At 74.6% G+C, this 15,321-nt stretch carries 13 protein-coding genes; all 13 read right to left on the bottom strand.

Annotation, left to right across the window (positions count from 1 at the left end):
* Nucleotides 1-140: 140 nt before the first annotated feature.
* The 13 genes from AC1C2W_RS05905 to AC1C2W_RS05845 all read right to left on the bottom strand — a co-directional run bounded on the left by AC1C2W_RS05905 (nt 141) and on the right by AC1C2W_RS05845 (nt 15,254).
* On the bottom strand, nt 141-776 hold the full coding sequence (locus AC1C2W_RS05905; RefSeq protein WP_495390378.1) for a DivIVA domain-containing protein: 636 nt from the start codon (nt 774-776) through the stop codon (nt 141-143).
* 183 nt (nt 777-959) lie between these two features.
* On the bottom strand, nt 960-1,253 hold the full coding sequence (locus tag AC1C2W_RS05900) for a YggT family protein (protein WP_495390377.1): 294 nt from the start codon (nt 1,251-1,253) through the stop codon (nt 960-962).
* Nucleotides 1,254-1,332: 79 nt separating this feature from the next.
* The gene (locus tag AC1C2W_RS05895; RefSeq protein ID WP_495390376.1) at nt 1,333-1,809 is read right to left on the bottom strand and encodes a cell division protein SepF; all 477 of its coding nucleotides are present in this window, start codon (nt 1,807-1,809) and stop codon (nt 1,333-1,335) included.
* Nucleotides 1,810-1,951: 142 nt separating this feature from the next.
* Entirely contained in the window at nt 1,952-2,773 is an 822-nt protein-coding gene (locus AC1C2W_RS05890; protein ID WP_495412619.1) for a purine nucleoside phosphorylase YfiH/LACC1 family protein, read from the bottom strand.
* A gap of 7 nt (nt 2,774-2,780) precedes the next feature.
* Nucleotides 2,781-4,115 (bottom strand): cell division protein FtsZ, encoded by a 1,335-nt coding sequence (ftsZ, locus tag AC1C2W_RS05885; protein WP_495390374.1) that lies wholly within the window; start codon nt 4,113-4,115, stop codon nt 2,781-2,783.
* 247 nt (nt 4,116-4,362) lie between these two features.
* On the bottom strand, nt 4,363-5,118 hold the full coding sequence (locus AC1C2W_RS05880; protein ID WP_495390373.1) for a cell division protein FtsQ/DivIB: 756 nt from the start codon (nt 5,116-5,118) through the stop codon (nt 4,363-4,365).
* A gap of 227 nt (nt 5,119-5,345) precedes the next feature.
* On the bottom strand, nt 5,346-6,884 hold the full coding sequence (gene murC / locus AC1C2W_RS05875; RefSeq protein ID WP_495412618.1) for a UDP-N-acetylmuramate--L-alanine ligase: 1,539 nt from the start codon (nt 6,882-6,884) through the stop codon (nt 5,346-5,348).
* Nucleotides 6,881-8,056 carry an undecaprenyldiphospho-muramoylpentapeptide beta-N-acetylglucosaminyltransferase gene (murG, locus tag AC1C2W_RS05870; protein WP_495412617.1) on the bottom strand — a complete coding sequence of 392 codons (1,176 nt, stop codon included), beginning with the start codon at nt 8,054-8,056 and terminating at the stop codon, nt 6,881-6,883. Before murG ends, murC begins: the two co-directional genes overlap by 4 nt.
* A gap of 10 nt (nt 8,057-8,066) precedes the next feature.
* Nucleotides 8,067-9,464: a putative lipid II flippase FtsW gene (gene ftsW / locus AC1C2W_RS05865; RefSeq protein WP_495412616.1), complete on the bottom strand. Its 1,398-nt coding sequence runs from the start codon at nt 9,462-9,464 to the stop codon at nt 8,067-8,069.
* A gap of 39 nt (nt 9,465-9,503) precedes the next feature.
* Nucleotides 9,504-10,991, bottom strand: a complete 1,488-nt coding sequence (gene murD, locus AC1C2W_RS05860) for a UDP-N-acetylmuramoyl-L-alanine--D-glutamate ligase (RefSeq protein ID WP_495412615.1) — start codon at nt 10,989-10,991, stop codon at nt 9,504-9,506.
* A complete protein-coding gene (gene mraY, locus AC1C2W_RS05855; RefSeq protein WP_495390368.1) occupies nt 10,988-12,070 on the bottom strand; it encodes a phospho-N-acetylmuramoyl-pentapeptide-transferase in 1,083 nt (360 codons plus the stop codon). Before mraY ends, murD begins: the two co-directional genes overlap by 4 nt.
* Complete coding sequence (locus AC1C2W_RS05850; protein WP_495412614.1) at nt 12,067-13,605, bottom strand: UDP-N-acetylmuramoyl-tripeptide--D-alanyl-D-alanine ligase; 1,539 nt, start codon at nt 13,603-13,605, stop codon at nt 12,067-12,069. Before AC1C2W_RS05850 ends, mraY begins: the two co-directional genes overlap by 4 nt.
* Nucleotides 13,602-15,254 (bottom strand): UDP-N-acetylmuramoyl-L-alanyl-D-glutamate--2,6-diaminopimelate ligase, encoded by a 1,653-nt coding sequence (locus AC1C2W_RS05845; protein ID WP_495390366.1) that lies wholly within the window; start codon nt 15,252-15,254, stop codon nt 13,602-13,604. The genes AC1C2W_RS05850 and AC1C2W_RS05845 overlap by 4 nt, the downstream gene beginning before the upstream one ends.
* Nucleotides 15,255-15,321 lie beyond the last annotated feature (67 nt).

Raw genomic sequence — 15,321 nt, 5'->3', positions numbered from 1 at the left:
GTCGACGACGAGTCAACGCAGCGTAAGGGCGCCGAGCGGCCCGCACAACAGCACGCGCGGTGAGGCGCGTGAGGTCGTGCGGGCCGCTCGGCGCGACAGAGGGAAGACGGAGCGGGATGCGCGGGGTGACGGCCCCCCGCTCAGAGCTCCGAGCTACGGCCGGCGGCGGCGTTCTGCCGCTGCTGGGGCGGCAGCGCCGAACCCCGGGCGTCGAGGTCGCCCAGCAGGTTCTGCAGGAAGCTCTTGAGGCGCGTCCGGTAGTCCCGCTCGAAGAGCCGCAGCTCGTCGATCTTGCGCTCGAGCAGCGACCGCTCCTGCTCCAGCTGCGAGAGCGTGCGGTGGCTCGTCTCCTCCGCCTCGCGGACGATGCGCGAGCCCTCGGACTTGGCCTCGGAGATGAGCCGGTCGCCCTCCTCCTGGCCGGACCGCACGTAGTCGTCGTGCAGCTTCTGGGCCAGCTGGAGCATCCCGGTCGCGGACTCCGGCTCCGCCGGCTGCTGCTGCGCCGCCGCGGCGACCGGCGCAGGGGTCGGCGCGGGAGCCGGGGTGGGCGTGGGGTGCGCCTGCTGCGCCGCGTCCGAGCGGCTCAGCTCGCCGACGCGGTGCTCCGCAGCCGTGAGCTTGGAGCGCAGGTCGTCGTTCTCCTCCTGGACCGCCGTGAGGGTCCGGACGACCTCGTCGAGGAAGTCGTCGACCTCTTCGACGTCGTAGCCCTCACGGAACTTTGTCGCGGAGAACTTCTTGTTCAGGATGTCCTCTGCCGTCAGCAGCGCCATCGTCTCACCTCATTGCGGTTGCAACAGTAGTCGGGGGACCCCGTACCGGGTCGTCTGGGTGACCACGGTAGCGGACGCGTCCACGGACGACCCGCTCGAGGGGGCCGGTGCGTCCCGCCCACACGACGTCTTCACACCTGCCGCCGTGGGCGTGCCAAAGGGGTCGAGGTCGGGGCCGACCGCTCAGCGGCTCGCGAGGGACGAGAAGACCCGCATGAGGATCGACACCCCGAGGAAGAGCACGAGGAACGCGAGGTCCAGGCGGATCTGGCCCAGCGTCAGGGGCGGGATGAGGCGGCGCAGAAACCGTAGCGGGGGGTCCGTGACGGTGTAGACCCCCTCGGCGACGACCAGGAGGACACCCTTCGGGCGCCAGTCCCGGGCGAAGAACTGGACCCAGTCGAAGACGAGGCGCACGATCAGGCACAGCAGGAACAGCCAGAGGACGACGTAGACCAGGTTGAAGACGAGGCTCACAGGTCGAACCTACCGGAGGGGCGGACGGCCCCGGGCCGGGCGCGGGCTGCCCCGGCCGGTCGTGCGCGTCGGAACGCGGTCAGCTCTGGTTGTAGAAGGCGCCCCGGCCGGCGGTGGGCTTCTCCGGAGGGCGGCGCTCCTCCCCCGCGATCTCGACGTGCTCGGGAGACAGCAGGAACACCTTGTTGGTCACGCGCTCGATCGAGCCACGGAGCCCGAAGATCAGGCCGGCCGAGAAGTCGACCAGGCGCTTGGCATCGGCGTCGTCCATGTCGGACAGGTTCATGATCACGGGCGTACCACCACGGAACGCCTCGCCGATGGTGCGCGCGTCGTTGTACGAACGCGGGTGGATGGTCGTGATCCGCCGCAGGTCGGAGGCGACGACGGACTCGCCTGCGCCGCCCCGATGCAGAGGGGTGACCTGCGCCTGGTAGTCGTCACGGTCGCGCACCGGTGCCTCCTGCTCCTCGTACTCGTCGAGGTACTCCTCCGACTCACCCTGGTCGTCGGCGAGCCCCAGGTACAACATCGTCTTGCGAAGCGCTCCGCCCATCGCCCTGCTCCGTTCGTCGCCACGTACCGTCCTCCGTCCCGGACGGTGTCACGACGTTAACCACGCCCGTCCACGCGGGGCCGCACGACACGCCGGGTGTGTCCCGCTCCACGCAGGGCGCCGCTCCGGACGGCACTCCAGGTCACACGAGGACGACGACGCCCGCCTGACGCCCCGTCGTCGCACCGCGGGCGGTGGCGCGACGGTGGGAGTAGAGGTCGGGATCCGTGAGCGTGCACCGGTCCACCCGCACGGCCGGGACGCCGCGGGCGGCGAGCTGCGCCAGCACCCCCGCGGGGAGGTCGAGTGCCGGCGTGCCCGCGGTCGTGGTCGACCAGGTCTCGGGGACGACGGCGCTGACCTCGGCACGCATCAGTGCCGGCACCTCGTAGCAGGTGCCGCAGACCGCCGGGCCGACGGCCGCGCGAACGTCCTCGACGCGGGCGCCGCGGGCGACCATCGCGTCGAGGACGCGGTGCACGACGCCCGCTGCGACGCCCTTGCGCCCGGCGTGCGCGCCGGCCACCACGCGCGCCACCGGGTCGGCCAGCACGACGGGCACGCAGTCGGCGACGAGGACCCCGAGGCCGAGGCCGGCCTCCGCGGTGACCATCGCGTCGGCCTCCCCCGCCGAGGCCGGCGGCTCGGACGACGACCACTCGGCATGCTCGGGTGCCCCCAGGCTCAGCACCTGGTCGCCGTGCACCTGCGCGGCGAACGCGACCGGAGCCCCGATCCATTCCCCGAGCCGCGCCCGGTTCGCCCGGACCCGCACGGGGTCGTCACCGGTCGACATGCCCAGGTCGAGCGAGGACCACGGCGCCGGGGACACCCCGCCGTGGCGCGTCGTGAAGCCCGCCACGACGCCCTCCCCGAGGTCCACCCGCAGCAGCCCCGCACCGAACTGTGCCGGCAACAGCGCCTCCTGAGCCCAGCCGACCATGCCGTCGAGCCTTCCGCTCACTCCTGGCTCACTTGAGGAAGTCGGGCACGTCGAGCTCCTCGGCCGGGCGGCGCGGCTCGTCGAACAGCCGGGGCACCTCGACCGGACGCTCGACGGTGACCCCCTCGCCCTCGGCGTCCTCGACCACCGTGAACGGCCGCCGGGGGTCCGCCGACGCCACCGGGACCGGCGGGGCCGGGGGCGCGTCGAGGCTCACGGGCACGTCGTCCGGCTCGGCCGGGATGGGACGCGGCTGGCCCACCGCCGGGTTGGCCCCCTGGGCGGTACGCGCCGCATCGGGCTGCGGCACGGGCGTGGTCGCCGGGCCGCCCTGCCCGGGCAGCCCCGGCGTGGCGGGCTTCGGGGAAGCCCCCGCGATCTGCCCGAGGCCGCGCCCGTCCTTGCGGGTCTGCGGGACCCCGCCGTCGAAGCCGGCCGCGATGACCGTCACCCGCACCTCGTCGCCGAGTGCGTCGTCGATGACGGTGCCGAAGATGATGTTCGCCTCGGAGTGCGCGGCCTCCTGGACCAGGCGTGCGGCCTCGTGCACCTCGAAGAGCCCGATGTCGCTGCCGCCCTGGATCGACAGAAGGACGCCGTGCGCCCCGTCGATCGACGCCTCGAGCAGCGGCGACGAGATCGCCAGCTCGGCCGCCTGGATGGCCCGGTCCTCGCCCCGCGCCGAACCGATGCCCATCAGCGCCGAGCCCGCCCCCTGCATGACGGACTTGACGTCCGCGAAGTCGAGGTTGATCAGCCCCGGTGTGGTGATGAGGTCCGTGATGCCCTGGACGCCCGAGTGCAGCACCTGGTCCGCGGAGTGGAACGCCGCGATCGCCGAGACGCTCTTGTCGGACATCGACAGGAGCCGGTCGTTGGGGATGACGATCAGGGTGTCGACCTCCTCGCGGAGCGCCTCGATCCCCTGCTCGGCCTGCACGGAGCGGCGCCGCCCCTCGAAGGTGAACGGACGTGTCACGACGCCCACCGTCAGCGCGCCGAGCGAGCGCGCGATGCGCGCCACCACGGGTGCGCCGCCGGTGCCGGTGCCGCCGCCCTCGCCCGCCGTCACGAAGACCATGTCGGCGCCCCGCAGGACGTCCTCGATCTCCTCGGCGTGGTCCTCGGCCGCCCTCTTGCCGACCTCGGGGTCGGCGCCGGCGCCCAGGCCACGAGTGAGCTCGCGGCCGACGTCGAGCTTGACGTCGGCGTCCGACATCAGCAGCGCCTGCGCGTCGGTGTTGATGGCGATGAACTCGACACCCTTGAGCCCGACCTCGATCATGCGGTTCACGGCGTTCACGCCGCCACCGCCGATACCGACCACCTTGATCACTGCCAGGTAGTTCTGCGGAGTTGCCACGTCGTTGCCTCTCGGGTCGTTCCTTGTCCCGACGTCCGGTCTCGTTCCCCCTCGTCGACCCGTAAGGTCTCACCTTAAGGTTCGAGTTGAGGGTTAGAGTTATGTCAGGCTGCTGCTGCGATCGACGGTAGGCGTCGTGTCAGGCACGACGCCGGACGTCTCTCGGCGTGTCGCACGCACCCGGTACTTGTGGTGCCCGCACCCGGGTGCTCGACCCGCCCGGTCCCGCGCCGGCCCGGTCACCGGTTCACCGGGTCACCGGGAGCTCGGGCGACGACACGTCGATGGTGCGCGCCTCGCCGTCCAGCTTGCGCAGGGTGCGCACCGCCTCGACCTTGAGGGGCAGGTCCGAGCTACCGCCCCAGCGGATCGTGGTGCCGTCCTCCAGCACCGTCTCCACCGCGTCCTGCGTGTCCGCACTCACCTGCTCGACCTTGTCGGAGAGTCCTGCCGGCAGGGCCGCGAGCACGTGCAGCGCGGCCTGCAGTGCCCGCCCGTCGTCCACCGGCACGTCCACCTGCGGCAACCCGCGGGGAGCCGCGTCGCGCGTCGCGACGCGGACGCCCGCCGAGTCCAGCAGTGCGAGCTCGTCGCCGTCCGGGACGGCGGCCACGGGGACGCGCGGCGTGAGCGACACGACCAGGCCGTGCGGCCAGGCACGCGAGATCCGTACGTCCTTCACGCCGCGGACGTCGAGGACCTGCTCGCGCAGCGCGACGGTGTCGAGCCGCGGCAGGGGCGTGCCGCCGGGGGCCTCGACGATCTCGCGCACCGCGTCCTCGTCGATGTACTCGTCCGCCCCGGAGACGGAGACGTCGCCCTTCTCGAGGGCCAGGACCGGGGACCAGAACGCCGCCACCGCGAGCCCGACCACCACCGCCACGGACAGCACCCCGGCGGCCACCCGTCGCCAGGCGCGGTGCCGACGCATCGCGGTGCGCTCCGCGAGCCGGTCGGCCATCGCCGTCGACACCCGCGGGGGAACCGCCTGTCCGGCCGGCACGACGGCGGTCGTCCCGGAAGACTTCGAGGACGCGGGGGCCTTCTTCCTCGTCGTCGGGGTCGGTGCCCTCGGGGTCGGTGCCCTCGGGGTCGGTGCCGTCGCGGTCGGTGCCGTCGCGGTCGGTGCCGTCGCGGTCGAGGCCGCCCGTGCCGCCGACCTCGTGGCGCCCGTCGCAGGACCCGATGGGGTCGCGCGAGGCGTCGGGCGCGGGCGGGCTGGCGGTCGCATCACCCCATGTTCGCGTCGCCGGGAGCGCTGGTCGGCGACGCCACGCCGGTGGCCCGTGCGGCGAGGTCCGCGAGGATCACCGGCCCGAGCTCGGTCACGTCGCCCGCACCGACCGTCAGCACCAGGTCACCCGGGCGAGCGAGCGCCGCGGCCACGTGCGCGGCCTCGTCGCGGTCCTCCACGGCGCGCACTCCCCCGCCGGACTCCGTCCGCTCGAGCAGGTCCGTGATCGTGCGGGGGCCCACGGCCGGGTCGACGTCCTCGCGCGCCCGGTAGATCCCTGTGACCACGACCTCGTCCGCGAGCGCGAGCGCAGCGGCGAACCGCTCGGCAAAGATGCGCGTGCGCGAGTACAGGTGCGGCTGGAACAGCACGACGATGCGCCCGTCGCCCGCCACGGGCCGCGCCGCGCGCAGCAAGGCCGCGACCTCGGTCGGGTGGTGGTCGTAGCTGTCCACCACTTGCACGCCGTCGGCCTCGCCCTTGGGCTCGAACCGCCGCCCGGTCCCGACGAACGTCGCCGCGCCGGCCACCGCGGCGCCCGGCTCGACGCCCAGCAGCGCTGCCGTGACGACGGCGGCCGTGGCGTTGAGCGCGTTGTGCGCCCCCGGCACGGCAAGCCGCAGGTCACGCGGATCGGCGCCCAGCGGGCCGCCGGACACGACGGCCGCCACGGTCCCGGCGCCGACGACGACGTCGCGGACCCGGACATCGGCCCCTTCGGCCTGCCCGTAGGTGACGACGGCGTGGCCCGCCGCACGGTGGGCCGCGGCGAGCGCCGCCGAGCCGGCGTCGTCGGCGCACGCCACGAGCGTGCCTCCCGGGACGATCCGTGCCGCGAACCGGACGAAGGCCTGCTCGAACGCCTGCTGCGAGCCGTAATGGTCGAGGTGGTCCGGCTCGACGTTGGTCACGACGGCCACCGTGGGGGCGTAGTTGAGGAACGAGCCGTCGGACTCGTCCGCCTCGGCGACCAGCACGTCGGAGCTGCCGAGGTGGCCGCCCGGGACGGCGGTCTCACGGCCGGCGTCGTCCCGCACACGCACCGTGCCGCCGATCGCGAACGAGGCGTCGACCCCGCAGGCCCTCAGCACGGTGGCGACCATCGCCGAGGTGGTCGTCTTGCCGTGGGCCCCGGCGACGGCCACCGCGCGGCGCTCGAGCATCAGGGAGGCGAGGGCCTGCGAGCGGTGCAGCACGCGCACCCCCGCGCCGCGGGCGGCTGCCAGCTCCGGGTTGGTGTCCCGGACGGCCGACGATACGACGACGGTGTCGACGAGCGGCGCGCCGTCCGTGCCCACGACGTGCGCCGCGTCGTGCCCGACCCAGACTCGCACGCCGTCGGCGCGCAGCGCCTCGAGCGCCGGGCCGTCGGCGGCGTCGGAGCCCTGGACGTCGGCGCCGCGGGCGGCCAGCAGCCGCGCCACGACGGAGACGCCCGCGCCGCCCACGCCGATCAGGTGCACCCGGCCGAGGGACTCCACCGGCAGCGCCGGGGGCGGCTCGGGGGCCGGCGTCGCGGGTCCCGTCCCGCTCATGCCTGCTGCTCGGAGTCGGGGCGGGTGCCCGCCTCGGCGACGGCCTCGGCCACGAGATCCGCCACCCGGGCGGCGCCGTCGCGGACGCCGGACGCCCGCGCCGCGGACGACATGGCCTCGAGCCGGGCCCGGTCGGCGAGCAGCGCGGGCACGTGCTGCGCGACCCACGCCGGGCTGAGGTCCGCGTCGTTGACCAGCACCCCACCCCCGTCCTCCACGAGGGGCGTGGCGTTGAGCCGCTGCTCCCCGTTGCCATAGGGCAGCGGCACGTAGACGGCCGGGACACCCAGCGCGGCGAGTTCGCACACCGTGCCCGCGCCGGCCCGACCCACGACGAGGTCCGCGGCGGCGAGCGCCAGGTGCATCTCGGACAGGTACTCCCGCACCTGGTAACGCGCCGCCTCGTGCCCGCCCGCCGCGGTGGCGGCCACGACCGCCGCCCGCACGGGGCCGTCCTTGCCCTTGCCGGTGAGGTGCAGCACCTGGATCCCGCTGGCCAGCAGGGCGTCCACCGATCCCGCGAGCGCCGCGTTGACCGACACCGCACCCGACGAGCCACCGGTGACGACGAGCGTCGGCAGCGCGGCGTCCAGGCCCAGCGCGTCCGCGGCCTGCACCCGCGCCGCCACGGGGTCGGCCTCGCGCCGCGTGATCAGGTCCGCGATCTCCGCCCGCAGCGGCAGGCCGACCATCTGGGCTCCCGGCAGCGGCGTGCCGGGGAAGGTCGCGCCCACGCGCGCGGCCCACCGGGCGCCGAGCTTGTTCGCCAGGCCCGGGCGCGCGTTCTGCTCGTGAACCACCACGGGGATGCCGCGGCGCCGGGCAGCGAGGTACGCCGGGGTGGAGACATACCCGCCGAAGCCGACGACCACCTCGGCGCCGATCTCGTCGATCGCCGCCTCGGCGGCCCGCACGGCCGCCGTCAGCCGGCCCGGGAGGCGCAGCAGGTCGACGCTCGGGCGGCGGGGCAGCGGCACGCGGGGCACGGGCCACAGCCGGTAGCCGCGCGCCGGGACGAGCTCGGCCTCCAGGCCCGTGGTGGTGCCGAGCGCGAGGACCCGCGCCTCGGGCTCGCGCGCACGTAGCTCGTCGGCGACGGCGAGCAGCGGGTTGACGTGGCCGGCGGTGCCGCCCCCGGCGAGGACGACGGACGTGACTGCAGATCTCTTCACACCCGGGACCCTATCGGCCCCCGCCCCCCTTGCCCGAGCCCGCCCGGCGCCGTCGGCCGAGCACCGCCATGGACCTGCGCACGACGCTCGGGCGGGCGGCGAGCGCCTCCGCGGCGCCCGGCTCGCTGCGCGCGAAGCTGATGACCACTCCCAGGGCAACCATCGTGGTGACCAGCGCGGATCCGCCCGCCGAGACCAGCGGCAGCGGCACGCCGATCACCGGTAGCACCCCGATGACCACGCCGATGTTGATGAACGCCTGCCCGACGATCCAGCAGCCGATCGCGGCCGTGGTGATCTTCACGAACGGGTCGAGGTGCCGGCGCACCACGCGCGCCATCGCGACGCCGAGGACGGCGAACAGGGCGAGCACCAGCAGGGTGCCCAGCAGCCCGAGCTCCTCCCCGATCACCGAGAAGATGAAGTCGTTGTGCGCCTCCGGCAGGTACTTCCACTTCTCGCGGCTGGCGCCGAGCCCGACGCCGAAGAGCCCGCCGGTGCCCAGGCCGTACATGCCGTGGATCGACTGGTAGCACTCGCCCTGCCGGTCGGTGCAGGAACCGTAGGCAGCGAAGATGCGGGTGAGCCGGTCGGAGCTGTCCTGGTTGACGATGAACGTCCATCCGACGAACAGCGCGGCGCTCACCGCCCCCAGCCCGAGCATCGTGGCGGGCGCCCCCGAGACCCAGTAGGCGCCGAGCCCCAGCATCGCGAGGATGAGAGCTGTGCCGAGGTCGTGCCCGGCCATGACGAGCCCCAGCACCGCACCGAGGCCGAGCACCCCGGGCACCACGGCCTGCGGCCAGCTGCCCAGCAGGTGCTGCTTGCGGCCGAGCACCGCGCCCAGCCACACCGCGAGCGCCAGCTTGGCGAGCTCCGAGGGCTGGAACTGGAGGGGGCCGAGCTCCAGCCAGTTGCGGTTGCCGTTGACGTCCTTGCCGAGGAAGAGCACCGCGACGAGCAGCCCCAGCCCGACGAGCATCGCCGGCCAGGCGAGGCGCTTGTACCAGCGCACCGGCAGCCGCGCGGCCAGCAGCATGAACGGCAGCCCGATGAGGGCGTATCGCGCCTGGACCAGGAATGCCGCGTAGGCGGAGTCGCCCTCGGCGATCGACGTGACCGCGGAGCTGGACAGCACCATGACGAGCCCGATGACGAGCAGCAGCCCCGTCGCCCCGACCATGAGGTAGTAGCTCGTGACCGTGGAGTTCCACTGTCCGAGCCAGGGCCGGTCGCCTGGTCCTCTCGACGTGCCGGGTCCTCTCGACGTGCCGGGCCCCCTCGACGTGCCCGGCCCCCTCGACGTGCCCGGCCCCCTCGACGTGCCCGGTGCTCTCGGCTTGCCCGGTGCTCTCGGCTTGCCCGGCCCGCGCGACGAGCCTCGCGGGGTGCCCGTCGTGACCGCCATCCGGCACCCCTCGCTCGTCCCGGCAGGAGCCCCTGCCGCCTACAGCTCCGCCACGGCCGTGGCGAAGGCCTCCCCGCGCTGCGCGTAGGAGGCGAACTGGTCCATCGACGCGCCGGCGGGGGCCAGCAGCACGGTGTCGCCCGGACGGGCGGCGTCACGTGCTGCCGCGACCGCGCGACGCATCACCGACCCAGTGTCGCCGGGATCGACCACCACGACGGGGATCTCGGGGGCGTGTCGGGCCAGCGCCCCCCGCATCGGCTCGGGGTTCGCCCCGATCACGACGGCGGCACGCAGCCGGTCCGCGCGGTCGGCGACGAGCTCGTCGAACGACGCGCCCTTGGCCAGGCCGCCCGCCACCCACACGACGGTGCCGGGCGCGTACGCGGCGAGCGAGGCCGCGGCCGCGTGGGCGTTGGTCGCCTTCGAGTCGTCCACCCACGCGACGCCGTCGAGCTCGCGCACCCGGGCGATGCGGTGCGCCCCGGGCCGGTACGCCCGCAGGCCGTCCCGCACCGCGGACGCGGGCACCCCGTGGGCGCGGGCGAGCGCGGCGGCGGCCAGGGCGTTGGCGACCACGTGCGCCGGCACCGTGGCGCCGCCCGCGGGCGCGAGGTGCGCCAGGTCGGCGAGCGTGCCGAGCTCGGCCGCGGTGCCCTGCCGGTCGCGGGCGTCGGGCACCGCGTGGAACGCCCGGTCGACCAGGACGTCGTCCACGACGCCGAGCTGGCCGGGCCCGGGGGCGCCGATCGTGAACCCGACGGCCCGGGCGCCCTCCTGCACGTCGGCGTCGAGCACGAGCCGCTCGGTGCGCGGGTCGGCCACGTTGTAGACGCACGCCACCCGCGCCCGCGCGTAGATCCGCCCCTTGTCGGCGGCGTACGCGTCGAGCGAGCCGTGCCAGTCCAGGTGGTCGGGCGCCACGTTGAGCACCGCCGCCGCCTCGAACGACGTCGAGAGCGTGTGGTGCAGCTGGAAGCTGGACAGCTCCACCGCGAGGACGTCGAGCCCGGGGTCCTGGGCCGCCTGCACGACGGGCGTCCCGACGTTCCCGACCGCGACGGCGCGCAGCCCCGCGGCGGACAGGATCGAGGCGAGCATCTCGACCGTCGTCGTCTTGCCGTTGGTCCCGGTCACGGCGAGCCACGGCGCCGGGCCGGAGCCGTCCGCACGATCAGCCCGGTCCGCACGCAGCCGCCAAGCCAGCTCGACCTCGCTCCAGACCGGGACGCCCGCGGCCCTCGCCGCGGCCAGCAGCGGGGTGCTGGGCGCCCATCCGGGTGACGTGACGACCAGGTCGGCCGCCGCGACGACCCGCTCGGCCACCGCGGGGTCGTCGGTGTCGCGCACGTCGGCATCGTCCGCCCGGACGTCGACCGTCACGAGCGAGCCCACCCGGTCCGCGAGCGCCTCGACCACGGCTCGCCCGCTCACGCCGAGCCCGGCGACCACGACCCGCGCCCGGCCCAGATCGACGTCCGGGGCCGTCCCCGGAACGACGCCCCGCCCGTCGGGCGACGGCGTCACGTGACCACCCACTCGGCGTAGAAGATGCCCATCCCGAGGGCGGCGAACAGGCCGGCGATGAGCCAGAACCGGATGACGATCGTCACCTCGCCCCACCCGGACAGCTCGAAGTGGTGGTGCAGCGGCGCCATCTTGAACACGCGCCGCCCGGTCAGCTTGAAGAAGCCGATCTGGATGACGTCGGACATGACGATGATGACGAACAGACCGCCGATGATGGCCGCGAGCAGCTCCGTGCGCGACAGGATCGAGATGCCGGCCAGCGCGCCGCCCAGGGCCAAGGACCCGGTGTCGCCCATGAAGATCTTCGCCGGGCTCGCGTTCCACCACAGGAACCCGAGGCAGGCTCCCGTGATCGCCGCGGCGACGATCGCCAGGTCCTGCGGGTCGCGCACCTCGTAGCAGCGGGGCCCGGCCGCGGCGAGCCGCTGGCACGACTGGTTGAGCTGCCAGATGCTCACCAGCACGTAGGCGCCGAACACGGCGAGGGACACACCCGTCGCGAGCCCGTCCAGCCCGTCGGTGAGGTTGACGGCGTTGGACCAGGCCGTGATGAGGAAGTTGGCCCACACCACGAACAGGATCAGGCCGACCGTCGCGCCCGCGAACGCCAGGTCCAGGTTGGTGTCGCGCAGGAACGAGATGCGCATCGATGCGGGCGTGCGGGCGTTGTCGTTGGGGAACTGCAGCGCCAGCACCGCGAAGCTGATGCCCACGAAGCCCTGGCCGACGATCTTCGCCTTCGGGGTGAGCCCGAGCGACCGCTGCTTGCGGATCTTGGTGAAGTCGTCGAGGAACCCGACCACGCCCAGACCCGTCATGAGGTACAGGCTCAGCAGGGCCGAGGCGCTCGGCAGCCGGCCCGCCACCGCCATCGACGCGGCGACGCCGACCAGCGTCGCGCCGATGATCACGACCCCGCCCATCGTCGGGGTGCCGCGCTTGGTGAAGTGCGCCGTCGGGCCGTCCTGCCGCACGAACTGGCCGTAGTTGCGGCGCACGAGGAACCGGATGAACAGCGGCGTGCCGAAGAGCGCGACGACCAGCGAGACGCCGGCCGAGGCCAGGATCGCGATCACGGGGCGACCTCCGAGCCGGACTCGACACTGGACTCGCTGCCGGACTCGACGCCGGGCTCGACGCCGGAGTCAGTGGCCGGCGCTGCCGGCCCGCCCGCGGCGAGCTCGTCGCCGAGGCGCCACAGCCCGGACCCGAGCGACGACTTCACGAGGACGACGTCCCCGGGCTCGAGTGCCTCGGCGAGCACCGCGCGCGCGGCCTCGAGGTCGGGCACGAAGACCGACTCCTCTCCCCAGGACCCCTCCTGCAGGGCACCTTCGTGGATGTGGTATGCCCCGTCGCCGACGACGACGAGCAGCTTGATGTTCAAACGCACCACGAGCCGGCCGATCGCGTCGTGCGCGGCGCGCGCGTCGTCGCCCAGCTCGAGCATCTCACCGAGCACCGCGACGGACCGGCGCGTGCGCCCGGAGATCACCGCGAGAGCACGCAGGCCCGCGCGCATCGAGTCGGGGTTGGCGTTGTACGCGTCGTCGATGACGGTGATGCCGTCCGGCCGCTCGGTCACGGCCATCCGGTGCGGGCTGACGGGCGTCGCGCGGGACAGCCCGGCGGCCACCTCGGCCGCGGGGACGCCCAGCGCGAGCGCGGTGGCGCCGGCCGCGAGCGCGTTGCTCACGTGGTGCGCGCCGACGAGGCGCAGCGCCACGGGCAGCGGCTCCGGTGCGCCGTCGTCCGCCCCGTTCCGGGGGCGGACGACGAGCGCGAACGAGGCCCGGCTGGAGGCCTCGACCTCCACGTCGGCGGCGCGCACGTCGGCCGACGGGATCGTCCCGAAGGTCACGACCGTGTGCTCCGGGGTCGCGAGCGACGCCATCGTCGCCACCCGCTGGTCGTCCGCGTTGAGCACCACGGTGCCGCCCGGCAGGACGCCGGTGACCATCTCGGCCTTGGTGCGCGCGATGGCCTCGACCGAGCCGAACTTGCCCACGTGCGCGGTGCCGACGGCCAGCACGATGCCGACGTCGGGCGGCGCGATGCGCGTGAGGTCGGCGATGTTGCCCGGGCCGTCCGCACCCATCTCGAGGACGAGATACCGGGTGGCCTCGGTGACGCCCAGCACGGTGAGCGGCAGGCCCACCTCGTTGTTGTACGACCCCGCAGTCACGACCAGGGCGTCCTCGGGGCGCACGCCGTCCGGCAGCGCGTCCGCGAGCAGCTGTCCGAGCAGGTCCTTCGTCGTCGTCTTGCCGACCGAGCCGGTCACGGCCACGACGCGCAGTTCCCCCCCGTCCCGCACGCGGGCGAGTACCGCGCGGGCGAGCTCGCCGAGCGCCGCCCGCACGTCGTCGACGACGACCGTGGGCACGCCGTCGACCTCCCGCGCGGCGAGCACGAGCGCCGCGCCGGCCTCGACGGCGGTCCGCGCGAAGTCGTGCCCGTCCACCCGCTCCCCTGGCAGCGCCACGAACAGCCCGCCGGCCACGACCCGCCGCGAGTCCACGACGACGGGCCCTGTCACGGCGGTCTGCGGCGCGGCGTGCAGCCGGCCCCCGGTCGCCTCGGCGACGTCGGCGGCGGTCAGCTCGATCATGCGGTCGTCCTTTCGTGCCGGCGCACCAGCGCCCGGCGGGCCTCTGCCCTGTCGTCGAGCTCGAGGTCGACGCCCGCGACCTCCTGGATCGTCTCGTGGCCGCGTCCCGCCACGAGCACCGTGTCCTGGGCGGCCGCGTCGAGCACGGCGTCCGCGATCGCCTTCGCTCGGGGCGCGACCTCGCTCAGGACGACGTCGCGGCCGGCCTCGTGGGCGACCTGCCGGGCGGCCCGAGCGCCATCGAGGACCTCCGCGCGCACCGCGGCCGGGTCCTCCCCGTGGGGGTCGTCGTCGGTCACCACGACGACGTCCGCGCCGGCGACGGCGGCCGCGCCCATGGCGGGGCGCTTGCCCTTGTCCCGGTCGCCGGTGGCGCCGAAGACGACGACCAGCCGGCCGGCGGTCGTGGGGCGCAGCGCTGCGAGAGCCAGCTCCAGGGCGTCCGTGTTGTGCGCGAAGTCCACGATCACGCGTGGGTCTCCTTCCCCCTCGGCGCCCCCTGCCCCGACGACCTCCATCCGGCCGGGCACGACGGCCGAGAGCCCGTCGCCGGCCTCGAGCGCCTCGGCGACGTCAGCCACGTGCGCGCCGCCCTCCAGCACCATCGCGACCGCCAGCGCGGCGTTCGCCACGTTGAACTCCCCCGGCAGCGACGTGGAGGTCCGCAGGGACCGACCGTCCGTGTGGGTCAGCGTGAACGCGGAGCCGGTGCCGTGCGCCGTCACGTCGGTGACCGCCCAGTCGACGGCGCGCTCGCCGTCGCGGGCGGGGCGGGTGCGCAGCGTCGCGACGGGCACCTGCGCGGCGGCCGCCATGCGCTCGCCCCACACGTCGTCGACCACCACGACGCCGCGGCGCGCGTGCTCGGGCGTGAACAGGGACGCCTTCGCGTCGAAGTAGGCCTGCAGGTCGCCGTGGAAGTCGAGGTGGTCCTGGCTGAGGTTGGTGAATCCGACCACGCCGAACTCGATGCCGTCCACGCGGTGCATGGACAGCGAGTGCGAGGACACCTCCATCGCGAGCGTGCGCACCTCGGCCTCGCACATCGCGGCGAGCAGCGCCTGCAGGTCGGCGGCCTCGGGCGTCGTCAGCCGGCTCGGCAGCACACGGTCGCCCGCGCGCATCTCGACGGTGCCGATCAGCCCGCCCGTCCAGCCCAGGGCGCGCAGCAGGTGGTCGAGCTGGTAGGTGGTGGTCGTCTTCCCGTTGGTGCCGGTGACGCCGAAGGTCATGAGGTGCTCGGCGGGCTCGCCGTAGACCCAGGCCGCCACCGGTCCGAGGACGGCCCGCGGGTCGGCCGCGACGAGCACGGGGACCGCCGGGTCGAGCCGGTCGGGGCCGGCGGCGAGGGCCTCGGCCCCCGTGGCGTCGGTGAGGACGGCACGGGCGCCGCGCGCGACCGCGTCGGCGGCAAACCGCGCGCCGTGCGCGTGCGCGCCCGGCAGGGCGACGAAGAGGTCGCCGTCGGTGGCGACGCGGTTGTCGGACGCGACCGAGGTGACGACGACGTCGGTACCGGCCGACGGTCGTGCCACCTGGTGGGGGTCGGCCGCCGGCGTCGTCACCTCGAGCCCGAAGGTCAGAGCGAGGTCCCGCACCCGTCGGGGCGTCGTGCCCGCGGGCCGGATACGGGGAAGCGGGGATGTCACGGAGAAGAACCTACCGCTTGCGGGCTGACGGCCCCGCACCCGACGTGCCGGGCATGACGACCGTCAC

The organism is Isoptericola sp. Y581, assembly GCF_059445475.1.
Note: the sequence above shows the minus strand (reverse complement) of the source record. Positions and strands in the feature narration are given on the sequence as shown.

Bases quoted from the DNA above. Each gene is read 5' to 3' on its own strand.
- ftsW (WP_495412616.1), bottom strand. From the start codon at position 9,464: ATGGCGGTCACGACGGGCACCCCGCGAGGCTCGTCGCGCGGGCCGGGC.
- AC1C2W_RS05850 (WP_495412614.1), bottom strand. From the start codon at position 13,605: ATGATCGAGCTGACCGCCGCCGACGTCGCCGAGGCGACCGGGGGCCGG.
- AC1C2W_RS05895 (WP_495390376.1), bottom strand. From the start codon at position 1,809: ATGGGCGGAGCGCTTCGCAAGACGATGTTGTACCTGGGGCTCGCCGAC.
- AC1C2W_RS05905 (WP_495390378.1), bottom strand. From the start codon at position 776: ATGGCGCTGCTGACGGCAGAGGACATCCTGAACAAGAAGTTCTCCGCG.
- murC (WP_495412618.1), bottom strand. From the start codon at position 6,884: ATGAGCGGGACGGGACCCGCGACGCCGGCCCCCGAGCCGCCCCCGGCG.